Annotated in this window: 13 protein-coding genes, 2 pseudogenes and 2 riboswitches; of the genes and pseudogenes, 12 read left to right on the top strand and 3 right to left on the bottom strand. The window is 39.3% G+C overall.

The annotated features are described in order from the left end of the window. Positions 1-136 precede the first annotated feature (136 nt). A riboswitch (SAM riboswitch) is annotated at positions 137-234 on the top strand. A 99-nt stretch (positions 235-333) separates the two neighbouring features. Further along, a riboswitch (SAM riboswitch) is annotated at positions 334-438 on the top strand. A 70-nt stretch (positions 439-508) separates the two neighbouring features. Continuing rightward, positions 509-1,711: a M20 family metallopeptidase gene (locus BFL01S_RS15185; RefSeq protein ID WP_061786188.1), complete on the top strand. Its 1,203-nt coding sequence runs from the start codon at positions 509-511 to the stop codon at positions 1,709-1,711. A 91-nt stretch (positions 1,712-1,802) separates the two neighbouring features. After that, entirely contained in the window at positions 1,803-2,615 is an 813-nt protein-coding gene (locus tag BFL01S_RS15180; protein WP_235859242.1) for a protein-glutamine gamma-glutamyltransferase, read from the top strand. A gap of 187 nt (positions 2,616-2,802) precedes the next feature. Here the strand turns inward: BFL01S_RS15180 and BFL01S_RS15175 are convergent, their stop codons facing one another. Then, positions 2,803-3,447 (bottom strand): hypothetical protein, encoded by a 645-nt coding sequence (locus BFL01S_RS15175; RefSeq protein ID WP_218008539.1) that lies wholly within the window; start codon positions 3,445-3,447, stop codon positions 2,803-2,805. A 428-nt stretch (positions 3,448-3,875) separates the two neighbouring features. On the opposite strand from BFL01S_RS15175, the gene BFL01S_RS15170 reads away from it, so the two are divergent. Then, on the top strand, positions 3,876-5,219 hold the full coding sequence (locus tag BFL01S_RS15170; protein WP_061786187.1) for a 5'-deoxyadenosine deaminase: 1,344 nt from the start codon (positions 3,876-3,878) through the stop codon (positions 5,217-5,219). A 301-nt stretch (positions 5,220-5,520) separates the two neighbouring features. Beyond that, the gene (locus tag BFL01S_RS15165; RefSeq protein WP_025908264.1) at positions 5,521-6,846 is read left to right on the top strand and encodes an NCS2 family permease; all 1,326 of its coding nucleotides are present in this window, start codon (positions 5,521-5,523) and stop codon (positions 6,844-6,846) included. Between the two features lie 37 nt (positions 6,847-6,883). Here BFL01S_RS15165 and BFL01S_RS15160 read toward each other — a convergent pair whose 3' ends face one another. After that, positions 6,884-7,396, bottom strand: a complete 513-nt coding sequence (locus BFL01S_RS15160; RefSeq protein WP_025908263.1) for a shikimate kinase — start codon at positions 7,394-7,396, stop codon at positions 6,884-6,886. Between the two features lie 76 nt (positions 7,397-7,472). Then, on the bottom strand, positions 7,473-7,652 hold the full coding sequence (locus tag BFL01S_RS15155; protein WP_025908262.1) for a YvzF family protein: 180 nt from the start codon (positions 7,650-7,652) through the stop codon (positions 7,473-7,475). Positions 7,653-7,817: 165 nt separating this feature from the next. Here BFL01S_RS15155 and BFL01S_RS15150 point away from each other — a divergent pair, with 165 nt between their 5' ends. The 8 genes and pseudogenes from BFL01S_RS15150 to BFL01S_RS15120 form a co-directional block, all read left to right on the top strand. Further along, positions 7,818-8,738, top strand: a complete 921-nt coding sequence (locus BFL01S_RS15150; RefSeq protein ID WP_025908261.1) for a DMT family transporter — start codon at positions 7,818-7,820, stop codon at positions 8,736-8,738. Between the two features lie 187 nt (positions 8,739-8,925). Next, positions 8,926-10,344, top strand: a complete 1,419-nt coding sequence (gene treP / locus BFL01S_RS15145; RefSeq protein WP_061786186.1) for a PTS system trehalose-specific EIIBC component — start codon at positions 8,926-8,928, stop codon at positions 10,342-10,344. Between the two features lie 37 nt (positions 10,345-10,381). Further along, entirely contained in the window at positions 10,382-12,067 is a 1,686-nt protein-coding gene (gene treC, locus BFL01S_RS15140) for an alpha,alpha-phosphotrehalase (RefSeq protein ID WP_061786185.1), read from the top strand. Between the two features lie 56 nt (positions 12,068-12,123). Continuing rightward, complete coding sequence (gene treR / locus BFL01S_RS15135) at positions 12,124-12,840, top strand: trehalose operon repressor (RefSeq protein WP_061786184.1); 717 nt, start codon at positions 12,124-12,126, stop codon at positions 12,838-12,840. 212 nt (positions 12,841-13,052) lie between these two features. Continuing rightward, complete coding sequence (gene pxpB / locus BFL01S_RS15130; RefSeq protein ID WP_025908257.1) at positions 13,053-13,772, top strand: 5-oxoprolinase subunit PxpB; 720 nt, start codon at positions 13,053-13,055, stop codon at positions 13,770-13,772. Further along, positions 13,738-14,768, top strand: a pseudogene (locus tag BFL01S_RS15125) (5-oxoprolinase subunit C family protein). Before pxpB ends, BFL01S_RS15125 begins: the two are co-directional and overlap by 35 nt. 13 nt (positions 14,769-14,781) lie before the next feature. After that, a complete protein-coding gene (locus BFL01S_RS20490) occupies positions 14,782-14,883 on the top strand; it encodes a LamB/YcsF family protein (RefSeq protein ID WP_226372938.1) in 102 nt (33 codons plus the stop codon). After that, positions 14,853-15,245, top strand: a pseudogene (locus BFL01S_RS15120) (divalent metal cation transporter); the annotation flags it as partial. The gene BFL01S_RS20490 and the pseudogene BFL01S_RS15120, both read left to right, overlap by 31 nt. Between the last annotated feature and the right edge of the window lie 210 nt (positions 15,246-15,455).

The following is a 15,455-nucleotide window of genomic DNA, read 5'->3' as shown; positions in this document are numbered from 1 at the left end:
CTTGTTGGTCTAGTTATGATAGCGGTATCATATTGTTAGAAAGAAAAATCTTTTCAGAAAAGTCATTGACATTCCTTTGCTCAGCGTGTAACATAGGATTTAAGTTATCAACAATATTCTACAATATTCGACAAACTTCTTATCCAGAGAGGTGGAGGGACTGGCCCTGTGAAACCTCGGCAACGGACATTTGAACCGTGCCAACTCCAACAAGCAGTGCTTGATAGATAAGAAGAGAGCTGGTTCTTACTTACGTGATCCCAACCTCTTCTTACAGTCATTAAGACACTGTAAGTGGAGGTTTTATTATTTTATAACTACATACTGTACGTTTTCTTATCTAGAGAGGTAGAGGGACCTGGCCCTATGACACCTCAGCAACAGGCTGATTGCACTGTGCTAATTCCAGCAAGCGCTTAGCAGCTTGAACGATAAGAAGCAGGTTCTTTAGATAAGGAAGCTTCTTCTATGAAGCTTCCTTTTTATTTTTAGTAAATGGGGTGTAAGAATGAATTTACAGATAGAAAAGCTTAAAGAAAGCGTTATTGAGTATATTAACCAACAAGCTCAAACTTACATAGATACAAGTCATGCAATCCACGACCATCCTGAAATCGGAAATGAAGAGAAATTTGCATCTTATCTCTTATGTAAGCTGCTAGAAGAAGCAGACTTTACCGTGGAACGCGGGGTAGCTGGACATGATACAGCATTTTTAGCAAAAAAAGCATCCGCAAAAAAAGGACCGAGAATTGGATTTCTTGCGGAGTATGATGCGCTTCCAGGGCTTGGACATGCTTGTGGTCATAACATTATTGGAACAACTAGCGTAGGAGCAGCGATTGCGCTTAGCCAAGTGCTTGACGAAATAGGAGGAGAGCTTGTTGTGTTGGGCACCCCAGCGGAAGAAGGTGAACCGAATGGAAGTGCAAAAGGAAGCTTTGTGAAAGCGGGCCTTGTGCAAGACTTAAATGCTTGCATGATGGTTCACCCTGGAAAAGAAACGTGTATTACAGGGACAACGCTAGCTGTGGATCCTATTGATTTTGAGTTTTATGGACAGGCATCTCACGCAGCATCAGCTCCTGAAGAAGGCATTAACGCGTTAGATGCGGTTATTCAGTTATTCAATGGAGTGAACGCACTTCGTCAACATGTAAAGGATGGTGTGAAAATTCACGGCATTATTACAGACGGAGGAACGACTCCCAATATTGTTCCCGACTATGCAAAAGCGCGCTTTTATATTCGCGCACAAACGCGTAAAGAGTGTGATCAAGTGACGGAGAGAGTACAGCAAATCGCAAAGGGAGCGGCTATGGCAACTGGTGCTAAACTTAACGCATATTTCATTCAAAATAAAGTAGATCATATTCAACTAAACCGCGCTTTTGATCGAGTATTTGAAGAAGTATTTACAGAATTAGGCGAAGACGTAGATACGGCGCATAAGCCTGGAATTGGCTCATCTGATGCAGGAAATGTTAGTCAAGTGGTACCAACTATTCACCCTTATATCAAAATCGGTGCTGAAACGCTGGCTTGGCACACTGATGAATTTCGTGAAGCAGCTAAATCTCCAGAAGGTGACAAAGGGTTACTTCAAGGGACAAAAGGTCTTGCTCTCATTGGCTTACGTTTATTAACTGAAGAGGACACGCTTTGTGCTATAAAAGACGAATTTACGAAGAGGCAGGCAGAGCTAGACTAGAATACACCTTTTCTTTCGTTCTCATAAAAGCTCTCTTTCACTCGTATGATAAAAAGAACGTAAGTGAAAGGGGGACGCACTTATTATTATTGTGCAGGGTCGTGCATTAAATATGAATGCAGTACCATATAGCATGCTTGAAGCTAATAAAGCACAGATTTTGAGAAAAATGACTCAGTATCAAACAATTTATCGGTATGACAATATTATGCAGTTAGATTTTGAGCTGACTACCCGCCTACGAATTGTAGAAGCATCGTATCTGTTGTATAGAAGTGGTGCGAGATTTGCAACTTTTAAAGAATCTGAATGTAACGAAACATATTGGCTTCGAACCGAAAAAGGAGGATTTAAGCTAAAAGAGAACGTGTTGCCATCCGTCGCATTAAACGATATTTTCTTTAATGGTTCGCTCTATGCGTTTGAATGTGCGGTTGCGATTGTTATGGTTTTTTATAAAGGTGTGTTGGAGAGTATTGGAGAGAGGGATTTTAATCAATTATTTACGAATTTAGTATTATATAGCGGTAATTTTGATGAAGATTTAAATCTTCAAAATCATCATGGTTATGATTTTTTAGAGGGAGACTGCGCTTATTTCAAAAACCCTGATTACCATGAAGATACCCCTCAATGGCAAGGTGAAAATACGATTATCGTTGGGGACGACTTGTATTTTGGACACGGCGTAGGCGTTAAATCCGCTGAAGGAATTATTGAACTGCTAAATAAAAAGAGAAAAGAAAACGCAACAGAGTCTGCTTACTTAACGTCATACATTACGCGTGTTGGTTTCCGCTACCTTAGCCAATTTTATGTTCATCGTGATGTCCTCGTTGAAGTTGATTACGATAAGCTCCCTCTTGTTGTGAGTCAAATAGGCTCAAGCACATACATTGGTTAAGAAAAACCCTCGCTTTACACAAAGCGGGGGTTTCCTATGATAAAGAGTAGAAGTGAACCAATATAATCTGCCTTAGTTGCTATAGAAAGAAGCATACCCTGCTATAATAAACAAAAGAAGCAGCGCAATTGTGATACCGATGATCCACAGCGACAATTTCTTCATAAGGAATACCTCCTCCATTCATTTAAAGAGTAGAAGATGAACCACCTGATGAACCGCTGGCTGTACCATATACAGTTTGACGCTTTACACCAGCTGTTTTGAACCCAACCTTCCAATTCCAATCAATTTGTCCGTAAGCACGGTTAGAAGAGACCCATGTTTTGGAATTTTGTTTTGAAATTGAGACTAGGGGATTGACGTTTTTCACAACTTTTCCGCTCACACTTTGTACGGACGTAACGTTAGATCCACTTGTGGAATAATAGACTGTAGCTTTCACTTGCGTAGTAGTAAACCCTGCAATTTTATACTGTGCTGTATAGGAAGCCGTGCGTGATACACCAGACGATAATGTGGAAAAACGTGACGTTGCATATGCAGATGCTACTGCTGTATTGCTTGTAGGCGCGTCATCGTAATCAACGGATTCCGTTACTTCAATAGAATTAAGTAGCTCGTCTGGGTGATTTAAGTAGTAGATAACTTTTTCTTGCTGTTCAGGAGATAAAGCTGAAAATTGCTCTGCTGAATCTGACTCTCCCTGGGTATTAAGATAAGCAACATATGAAGAAATAGTATATCGCTCAGATCCCGTACTCATTGCTGAAGCGGGTTTTGTTGCAAAAAAAGTGAAGCCTAAAAGTATGATTGATACACAAAAAAGCATTTCTTTTTTTAACATTTGGTGTCGGCCCTTTCCATAATTACTAGGTAAATAGAATCGTAACGACTATTACTTTACCATATTTTCCTGGAAAAACGACAAATTTCTTTTAAAACAATTTAATAATAAATGTGTTGAAATACATCGGAGAAATGTAAATATAAAAAAGTATGTAAGGTTTTCTGACATTTTCCTGGCATTACTGTTAAAAAGAGAATATGATGTATTCAAGATCACATTATTCTCCTGCGATTTCGTATAACCTCTTGAAAAAGGGACTTGGGATTTTTCGTGGATCCACCTTCCTAGCTGCGTAAATCAGCTAGGAATTTTTTTTACCTTTTCAATAGACAGAATAATTAGTTATTTTTGATATATAATGAAACGCAAGAGAACGATGGATTTAAAGAGAGAGTAGGGGGCTTGAAGGAATGCAGCATATTTTAATTAAAAACGCGGAAATTATTACGATGAACGAAAAGAATGACATTGTATATGGAGATCTATACATAGTAGGAGACCGTATCGCTGCCATTGGTAAAGGGTTATCACCGGAAAAAGTCGATAAAGTCATTGATGGAACAAATCGGACAATTGTTCCTGGTTTCATTCATACTCACATTCATTTATGCCAAACGATGTTTCGCGGACAAGGCGATGACTTGGAGTTGATGGATTGGCTTCAAAAGAAAATATGGCCTTTAGAAGCTGCGCATGATGAAGAATCTATTTATTATTCCGCATTATTAGGTATTGGCGAGCTCATTAAAAGTGGCACTACAACTATCGTGGATATGGAAACCGTGCATCATACTGATTCGGCATTTGAAGCTATTGCACAAAGTGGTATTCGCGCCATTGCTGGTAAAGTAATGATGGATAAAAAAGCGGACAACATGCCAAAAGCATTACAGGAAACAACCGCTTCCTCAATTGCGGAAAGTGTTAAGCTGCTTGAGAAATGGCACGGATCTTATAATGACCGCATTCAGTACGCGTTTTCTCCCCGATTTGTTATTTCGTGTACGGAAGATTTACTAAGAGAAGTTGCGCACTTATCCGCGACTTACGGTGTGCATGTACATACGCATGCGTCTGAAAACCAAGAGGAAATTCGAATTGTAGAAGAAGAAACAGGCATGCGAAATATTTTATACTTAGATCACTTAGGGTTAGCCAATGAGCGGTTAATTTTAGCACACTGTGTCTGGCTGAATGACCAGGAAAAGGCAGTGATTAAAGATAGAGGAGTAAAGGTGAGTCATTGCCCAGGCTCAAATATGAAACTTGCTTCGGGATTTGCTGAGATTCCACATCTTCATGAACAGGGCATTTGTCTAAGTTTAGGAGCAGATGGCGCGCCTTGTAATAATAACCTCGATATGTTTAATGAAATGCGCCTTGCAGCAACGATTCATAAGCCGTCCTATGGGCCTACAGCGATGAATGCGAAGCATGTGCTTGAAATGGCAACGATTGGTGGAGCCAAAGCTGTTGGGCTTGAAAATGAAATTGGAAGTATTGAGGTTGGGAAAAAAGCCGACTTAGCTATGATGAACCTTTATCAGCTTCATACGTTTCCATCATATGGTGTGGACCCAATCTCGCGCGTTGTTTATTCAGCTACGCGAGGAGATGTGGAAATAACGATGGTGGATGGCCAAATTGTGATGGATAACCGAGTCTTAAAAACAATTGATGAGAGAATTGTTTTAAAAGAAGCCAATGGCACTATCGAGCGTTTATTAAAAAGAGTAGCGCTACTTACGTCGTAAAAAAGCAGCTAAACTTTTTACTAGTATCGTTAATTTGAAAATTAAAAATAAATAGAATATAAAAAGTTTTATTATGATAACGTTTTCCGCCTTTGCATCTTTCATAATTAGGACTATAATAGGACAAAAGATTTTACTTCAAGATGTGAAAAGTGTACATTCTAGCCATAATAAGTGGTGGAGTTCTCTCTGCCGCTTATTATGTTTTTGTATGAGCTCTAATGAAGAAATTAGTTGTTCAAGACGCCTGATCATCACAGATTGAGGTTATGTTATAACAATAAACAGGGAGGCGCATGTTTTGGAGCGTAGTAGTATATTAGAGCGCGTGTTTAAACTCTCGGAACGTCAAACAACGCCAAAACAAGAAATTTTAGCGGGCTTAACCACTTTTATGACCGTTAGCTACATGGTTATCGTCAATCCGCTTATTTTATCTGACGCTGGTATTCCGAAAGAAGCAGCGTTAGCAGCAACGATTTATGCCATTGTATTCAGTACAATACTTATGGCGCTATGGGCTAACTTTCCAATCGTTACTGGTCCTGGTATGGGATTAAATGCATTCTTTACGTATTCGGTTGTGCTAGGACAAGGCCTATCGTGGCAAACGGCTCTTGGTGCTGTCTTTATATCTGGTATTTTATTCTTTTTATTAACCGTAACCGGTATTCGTAGCAAAATCGTCGATGCCATTCCCAACGTTCTAAAAGCATCAATTGCTGTTGGAATTGGTTTGTTTGTTGCGTTTATAGGATTAAAAAATGCAGGGCTTGTTGTAGCCAATGAATCAACATTTGTTGGCGTTGGAAACGTGTTGGACAAGGGGCCATTATTGACAATATTCGGTTTGATTTTGGCAGCTGTTTTAATGGCTAAACACGTAAAGGGTGCGCTAATTATTAGTATTTTTGCAACGACTGCAGTAGCAATGGTTGTTGGGTTTCAAGCACCACCAACCGCTATCAGCGACGTGTTTTCAGCGACCCCACCAACAATTGGTGACACGTTTATGCAAATGGATTTAAAAGGTGCCATCGCTTACGGGATCTTTTCCGTTGTCTTCTCATTTACAATTGTAGAACTTTTCGATACGCTTGCAACGCTAATTGGTTTATCGAAAAAAGCAAACTTAGTTGATGAGAACGGCAAGATTCCAAATTTAAATCGCGCATTAGCAGCGGATTCAGTTGGAACAATGGCGAGCGCTATCTTCGGTAGTACAGCTTTAAACACGTACATCGAAAATGCAACAGGAATTGCAGAAGGTGGACGTACTGGGTTAAAAGCATTAACGGTAGCTGTTCTGTTTTTATGTACCCTTTTCTTCGCTCCGTTAATCGACTTTATTCCATCGGTTGCAACGGCGCCAGCGCTAATTATTATTGGCTCTTTAATGCTTAGCGATATTAAAAACGTCAACTTTGATGATTTTACGGAAGTGGTTCCAGCGTTTTTAACCATTATTATGATGCCGTTAACTTACAGCATCGCTGAAGGGTTGGCGTTTGGTTTTATTTCGTATACCGCTATTAAGCTCTTCACTGGACGCTACCGAGAAATTCACTGGATGATGTACATTATCACAATTGCTTTTTTTATTAACTTCTATATGATGAGTCATTAAGAAAAGACGCCTTCTGCACGAAAGCAGAAGGCGTCTTTTAGTTTTTCTTAAGAACAAACTCAATAATTTCATCAGCCACTTCTTCAGGTGTTAAGGCATCCGTTACAACTTTTTTATGGTGAGATTGATAAATAGCTTGGCGATTATAAAATAGTTCTTCTATTTCCACTAAACTCTTTCCTTGTAAAACGGGGCGCGTTGGAAGTAAATCATCTAATCGTTCTTTCCACCCGTCAAAAGATAGAGATAAACAAATAACAATACCGTCTTGCAAGCAGGTATCTCGAATGGCAGCTTGTAAAAAAGCGCCTCCTCCAAGAGACAAAACAGTCTTTTTCTTTTTTACAAGCTGCGTAATCGTTTCTTTTTCTTTTTGTCGAAAAAATGCTTCTCCGTGAACGCGAAAAATATCTGTTGTTTGCATGCCCATTTCGGCTTCAATACGCTGGTCCGTATCAATAAATTGAAAATCGAGTTTACGGGCAAGTGCTTGTCCAATCGTTGTTTTCCCCACGCCCATAAATCCAACTAAAACGATGGTTTGATCCATGTCGTAACCTCTTTCTATCTATGAAATATTAATGGAATTATAATACAGACTGAAGTATTTGTAAAAGTAAGATAAATTAGTTTCCTTGTTTTAACCCCATCGATAAATAAACCCGCGTCGTTTTACGATTCGCATACTTTGGGTTATTGCTTCGATTGTATTCAAGAGATTGATGTTTGACATCGTAATGCTTTTCGAAGCTTTTAATCATTTCTTCAATTTCTTTGCTGTCGCCGGCGAGTCGTATCTCGATCATGTATAAGCGCTCCTTTTTCTGTGTGATTGCTACGCTATCATATCACGAAGAGTCGATTTTCGTAATTATTTCGAGTGAAGAATATCTAGAAATTCAACTATATTAGCGTTACAATAGAGAAGTTGAAAATAATGGATAAGAACGGTAGGTTAGGTGGGAGAGTCATTGAATAAGTATAAGATTTACGGTGTTTTAGTATTCGTCATGTTGCTATGGGGGGTAAACGTCGTTGCGTTAAAGCTACTCGTAGGTGCATTTGCTCCCGTTACGATGACGGCTTTTCGAATTCTTTTTGCGGGAATTGCCGTTTTGGTTTTTCTTAAAGTCACAAAGTCACTACGCAAAATTACCCTGAAAGAGCTTTTGTTTATTACGATGGTTGGGTTCTTTAACGTTGTTTGTCATCACTTCTTTTTGTCAACGGGGTTAAAAGAAACCAGTGCATCAAACGGGGCGTTAATTTTAGGCTTGAGTCCAATTTTAACGACAATTTGCGCGGTTTTCTTTTTAGGTACGAGGCTAACATTTTTCCGATTTATCGGCGTAGTGAGCGGTTTTTCTGGAGTTGCTTTTATCGTATTAGCTGGAAGCGGAGCGGTCACAGGTGGAACAAAGGGTGATTTGTTTGTCTTTTTATCAATCTTAACGCAAGCCATTAGTTATGTATTTATTCGACGTGCTTCAACAACGTTGGATGCGCGTTTGATGACGGGGTGGATGCTGGTAACCGGTTCAGCTTTTTTACTTGGGATTAGCTTTATTTTAGAGCCGAATGGATTACAAACGATGGCACAAACAAGAGTGGACTTGTGGCTATTGTTCTTAGGTTCTGCGCTGCTCGCAACAGCATTTGGGCATATGGTCTACAATCAAGCTGTTCAACATATTGGACCGGCAGAGTCATCCATTTTTGTCAATTTAAATCCTTTTTTTGCGCTTGTTAGCTCAGCTATTTTCTTAAAAGAAGAAATACAAGCAGCTCAGCTATTTGGCTTCCTATTTATTGTAGCGGGTGTACTATTAGGTAGCGGTCTAATTGACAAATGGTTCAATCAAAAGAAAAACACGATAAATTCACATGTGTAACCGAGGCATTCTTTTAAAGAATGCTTTTTTTTCTGTTGACTAACTTGTATATACAGGTTAATATAGGACACACAATACATGTATATACAAGTTTTGAATACGCTATCTTTTTCTATGCGTTAGGGTAATTAAAAATAAGGGTACTTTTTTATAAGAGATGAAAGCGATAACAAGGAGGAAGAGGATTATGGCTGTAAATCGTACATCTGTTGAGCAGATTATTGAAGCCGTTGGGGGAAAAGAAAATATTTCAGCAGCAACTCATTGCGTAACGCGCTTGCGCTTAGTGCTGCATGATGAAAAGAAAGTAAATGAAGAAGCGCTAAATAATCATGATTTAGTCAAAGGTTTCTTCTCAACAAATGGACAATTCCAGGTGGTCATTGGTCAGGGAACAGTTGACAAAGTATACAAAGAAATGGTAACGATTACAGGTATCGGAGAATTATCAAAAGAAGAAGTGAAAAATGAAGCTGCGAAAAATTTAAACCCATTGCAGCGAGCTATTAAAACCTTAGCTGACATCTTTATCCCAATCTTACCTGCCATCGTAACGGCTGGTTTGTTAATGGGGATTAACAATATTTTAACCGGGGCAGGAATCTTCTATGATGATAAGTCTCTCGTAGATGTTCATACACAGTGGAAAGATTTAGCGAGTATGATCAACTTGATATCAAATACCGCATTTGTCTTTTTACCGGGTCTCATTGGTTGGTCAGCTGTTAATCGTTTTGGAGGAAGTCCGCTACTAGGTATTGTGCTAGGATTAATGCTTGTTCACCCAGACTTATTAAATGCATGGGGATATGGTGAAGCACTTCAAAAAGGTAACATTGATACGTGGAACTTATTTGGGTTAGAAGTTGAAAAGGTAGGCTATCAAGGTCAAGTACTACCTGTATTAGTTGCATCATTAGTACTTGCTAAAATTGAACTCTTTTTAAGAAAGCGAATTCCGGATGGATTTCAGCTTTTAGTTGTAGCACCTGTTGCGCTACTAGTTACTGGATTCCTTGCATTCATTGCCATTGGACCTGTAACGTTTGCGATGGGAAACGTCATTACAGCAGGGGTGGTGTGGCTGTTTGAAACAGCTCCGTTTATCGGTGGTATCATTTACGGTGGGTTGTATGCACCTCTTGTTATTACGGGAATGCATCATACGTTCTTAGCCGTTGATCTTCAGCTGATTGGTAGCATCGGTGGCACGTTCTTATGGCCAATGGTTGCATTATCAAACATTGCGCAAGGGTCAGCTGCATTTGCCATGATGACATTAGCTAAAAACGATGAAAAGCTGCGCGGATTATCATTAACATCAGGAGTATCTGCATGGTTAGGAATTACGGAGCCCGCTATGTTTGGAGTAAACTTACGCTATCGATTTGCTTTTATTTCAGCTATCATTGGTTCCGCTATTGCAGGCGTTATTGTCACAATGAGCGGGGTAAAAGCAGCATCAATTGGAGTGGGAGGAATTCCTGCACCGCTATCCATTTTACCAAGTGATTGGGGAGCTTTTTTAATCGGGATGGCAATTGTAGTCGTTGTGCCGTTTGTTTTAACGCTACTTTTTGGAACGTTACAAAAGAAAAAAGCATGATGACAAAATGATTTTATAGAAAGTGATGGTGATGAAGATGACGCAGCCGTGGTGGAAAAAGTCGGTTGTTTATCAAATTTATCCGAAAAGTTTTTATGATACGTCTGGGAATGGCGTTGGAGATATTAACGGAATTATAGAGAAGCTAGATTATTTAAATACACTTGGGGTTGATGTCGTATGGCTTACCCCAATTTATCAATCGCCTCAGCGCGACAATGGATACGATATTAGTGATTATTTTTCAATTCACAGTGAGTATGGAACGATGGAAGACTTTGAACGCTTATTAACAGAAGCTCATAGTCGCGATATTAAAGTCATTATGGATATTGTAGTAAACCATACATCAACAGAGCATGAGTGGTTTCAGGAAGCGCGAAAATCAAAGGATAATCCGTACCGTGATTTTTACATTTGGAAAGACGAAAAAGAAGATGGCTCTGCGCCTACGAACTGGATTTCTAAATTTGGCGGTTCCGCGTGGGAGCATGATGAACTAACGGATCAATCGTATCTTCATTTGTTCGACGTAACCCAAGCGGACCTAAACTGGGAAAATGAAACGGTTCGTAAGCAAGTGTATGATATGATGCACTTTTGGTTCGAAAAAGGTGTTGATGGCTTTCGCTTAGATGTTATTAACCTAATTTCGAAGGATCAGCGATTTTTAGATGACGACGGGACGGTTCCTCCTGGAGACGGTCGTAAGTTTTATACAGATGGACCTCGTGTTCACGAGTATATGAAAGAAATGAACGAAGAAGTGTTTTCAAAATACGATAGTATGACGGTTGGTGAAATGTCTTCAACCACGATTGATCATTGTATCAACTATACGCGTCCCGACCGCCAAGAATTAAGCATGACGTTTAACTTTCACCATTTAAAGGTCGATTATCCTAATGGTGAAAAGTGGTCAGTAGGTGAATTTGATTTTCTAAAGCTTAAAGAGATATTATCAACATGGCAAGTTGAGATGAACAGAGGTGGAGGGTGGAACGCACTGTTTTGGTGTAACCACGATCAGCCAAGGGTAGTTTCTCGCTATGGAAACGACAAGGAATTTCATGAGAAGTCTGCTAAAATGCTTGCTACGACTATTCATATGATGCAAGGTACGCCTTATATTTATCAAGGTGAAGAAATTGGGATGACAAATCCAGGTTTCAATGATATTTCCGACTATCGTGACGTAGAGTCACTTAACATTTATGACATTAAGCGTAACGAAGGCATGAGTGAGAAAGAGATTATTTCAATCTTAAAAGCAAAGTCTCGCGACAACTCGCGCACACCAGTGCAGTGGAATGATAAAGAGCATGCGGGTTTTACGACAGGAGCGCCTTGGATTAATGTTGCTTCCAACTATAGGGAATTAAATGTAGAGCGTGCTTTAGAAGATAAAACATCCGTTTTTTATCATTACCAAGCGCTGATTAAGCTTAGAAAACAGTATGATATTATTACAAGCGGAAACTATGAGCTTATTTTAAGCGATCACCCAGCGCTATTTGCATACGTGCGAAACGGAGCTAATGAAAAGCTGCTCGTAGTGAATAATTTCTATGGGGAAGACGTAACGTTTGAACTACCTGAAACGGTTGATGTTGAAGGATACAAATGCGAAATTTTATTATCAAACTATGATGATTCAACTTTAGAGTATGCTAAAGTTCAGCTTCGTCCTTATGAATCAATTGTATATCGCCTTAAAAAGTGAACGATGAGTGACAGCTCATCGTTCTTTTTATAAAATAAATGAAGGTAGGTGAAGTCATGAAAGAAAATAAGTTTATGCAAATCTATGAAGAACTAGTGGAAAACATTAAACAGAAGAAATGGCCGCCTCATACGAAGCTACCTTCAGAAAATGAGCTGGTTGTGACGTACAACACGTCTCGTGAAACCATTCGAAAAGCCTTGAACCTTTTATCACAAAACGGCTATATTCAAAAGATTAAAGGCAAGGGATCTTATGTCTTAGAAGTATCTCGCTTTGATTTTCCGATTTCAGGTCTTGTTAGTTTTAAAGAGATGGCAGAAAAACTTGGACATGAATCAAGAACAGTGGTTGAGGACTTTGAGTTAATTAAGCCTGATAGTGAGTTGTGTACGCAGCTAAACAGTACATCGCGAGACTCAGTTTGGAAGGTGGTACGTGCACGTGCAATAGATGGTGAAAAAATTATCTTAGACAAAGATTTCTTTTTACAAAAAAAGGTTCCTCATTTAACTCGTGAAATTTGTGAAGGGTCTATCTATGAGTACTTAGAAAAAGAAGTAGGTTTAAGCATCAGTTTTGCTAAAAAAGAAATTTCTGTAGATGAAGTAACGGAAGACGATGAGCGCTATTTAGATTTAAAAGACTATACCCACATCGTCGTTGTACGAAATTATGTTTATCTTAACGATGCAAGTTTATTTCAATATACGGAATCGAGACACAGATTGGATAAATTTCGATTTGTAGATTTCGCAAGAAGAGGCATTTAAAGAACTGAGAAGGAAAATTCTCTTAGTTCTTTAGTGCTTTTTCTTTTGCTTGGCTAGATTGTAATCTGTTTCTTTTGGCACAATTATGATTGAAAACTTGAAACAATGAGATTCTTTTGATTAAGTGAAACGTAGTCTGTAATTTTTTTGAGGTAGGAATTGAACGATTACATTCAAGAGACAATAGAAGAGAAGAAAGGAGTGGATAACGAGTGAACACTGAATACAACATTTATCCATTGGGAGATAGCGGCATCGTTGTCTCATTCGGTGAGGTTATTCATCCAACAATACATACAAATATCCAGCAGTTTATAGCAATTCTTGAAGCTAATCGTTTTGAAGGCATGATTGAATATGTACCTGCTTTTACAACTGTAACGATTTACTATAAGCCCCACTACTTTTTTAATCGAATTGGAAAAGCCCCCTATGAAATCGTAAAAAGTAAAGTAGAAGCGCTTCTTCAAATCCCAAAAGCTGAAGGTGAATTAACATCTCGCATTGTTGAAATACCGGTTTGCTACGGTGATGAGTTTGGACCGGATTTAGCCCATGTTGCAAACTATCATCAACTAACGGAAGAAGAAGTAATCAAGGTGCACTCATCAGGAGACTATCTAGTTTATATGATTGGGTTCGCTCCTGGCTTTCCATACTTAGGTGGAATGGACGAAAGGTTAGCCACCCCGCGAAAGGAAAAACCTCAGGCATCTATACCAAAAGGGTCAGTTGGAATTGCAGGAGGACAAACAGGTATTTATCCGCTTGAAACACCAGGAGGTTGGCAAATCATTGGGCGAACGCCACTGTCATTATTTAATCCGCTAGACCATAAACCGGTTCTTTTGCAAGCAGGAGATTCCATTCGTTTTATACCGATTACCAAAGAAGAATATGTGGCTCAAAAGGAGGGTGACCATGAGTGTTAATATCATCCGTCCAGGATTACTAACAACTGTTCAGGATTTGGGAAGACAAGGGTTTCAAAAGGAAGGAATTATCGTGAGTGGAGCGATGGATGTTCTTGCTCTTCGAATTGCGAACTTACTTGTTGGAAATGAAGAAGAAAAAGCAGCACTAGAAATTACCTTGATGGGACCTAAGATTAGGTTTGAAGAAGATACGCTCATCGCAATTACGGGAGGCGATTTGTCACCAACAATTGATGGTGAACCTGTTAAGATGTGGCGCCCTGTTTTTGTATCAAAAGGCAGTATGCTAGCATTTGGTGTTCCAAAATCAGGATGTCGCGCTTATTTATCCATATCCGGTTCGTTCATTATTGACCCAGTGATGGGAAGTTTATCGACGTCATTACGTCCAGAAGTTGGCGGGTTTAAAGGGCGTGCGTTGCAAGCGGGAGATCAGCTGTTTTGTCATCCTAAAACAAAAATGGGAGAAGTCATTCGTAATCGGCTACTAAATAAGCAAACGGATAAGCCGTTCAAGCAAGCATTTTGGACCATTCATCCCGATTTTTTGCCGCGATATGAAGAAAACCCAACAATTTCAGTTATTGAAGGACCTGAATACGCTTGGTTTACAAAAGAAAGTAAGGCAGTTTTTTTGACACAAGCTATGCGGTTACTCCTCAATCAGATCGAATGGGGTATCGATTACAGAGTGAGAGTACAATACTGGAGCGAACAAACAAGCGGGAGCTATTATCAACTGCCGTTACGTTTGGTACCATTCAAGTTCCAAGTGACGGTCAGCCTATTATTCTACTAGCTGATCATCAGACAACAGGTGGTTACTCAAGAATTGGGCAGGTTGCATCAGCTGATTTTTCTACACTTGCACAAATACCTCCTGGAAAACAGCTGCAGTTTCAGAAAATTTCACTACAAGCGGCTCAGGAACGATTCATGAAGCAAGAGCGATTGCTTGAGCACTTAAAAATAATGTTACGAATGAAAAATTAAAGGAGGTTTTAGCATGTTCACAATCGATTTAAACTGTGATCTTGGTGAAAGCTTTGGTTCGTACGTTATCGGAAATGACGAAGCAATGTCGGCTATAAGCTGTTTGGTGTCGTAATGGCGGTAGCTGCGATTACATCCGTCATCGGTTCAGCTTATACATCTGTGTCATTTATTAAATCATTCAATGAAAAAATTGCTCAATATGAAAACTGGGTCATTATCGGTTTCATCACTGTATCAACATTGGTGTTTTTAACAATTGGTCAACCCGTTACCCTCTTAATTTTAGCAGGTGCTCTAAATGGACTAATCTTACCAATTTCGCTTGGCACAATGCTTGTAGCTGCATACAAGAAAAAGATTGTAGGTGACTATAAGCATCCGCTTTGGCTTACCATTTTCGGCTCTTTTGTTGTAGTCATTATGGCTGTTATGGGTGTGTATACGCTCTTTAAGCAGCTTGGACAATTATTTTAACGCAGCAGAGAACTGAGACATAAGTAGTGCAGTCCCTACTAAACCTAACCAATCAAAAGTTTATAACTCTTGATTGGTTAGGTTTTTTGTTTATTCGGAAAAACCAATTTGGAAAAAGGAATGGAGCGTAAGGCACTCGACTCCTGCAGAAGATAGAGGAAAAACTGAAATCGCACAGTTAATCTAAAGATATGGCCATAGCTATTGTTT

This window comes from Priestia flexa NBRC 15715 (assembly GCF_001591565.1).
GTDB lineage: Bacteria > Bacillota > Bacilli > Bacillales > Bacillaceae_H > Priestia > Priestia flexa.
This window is presented reverse-complemented; position numbering and strand designations above follow the sequence as displayed.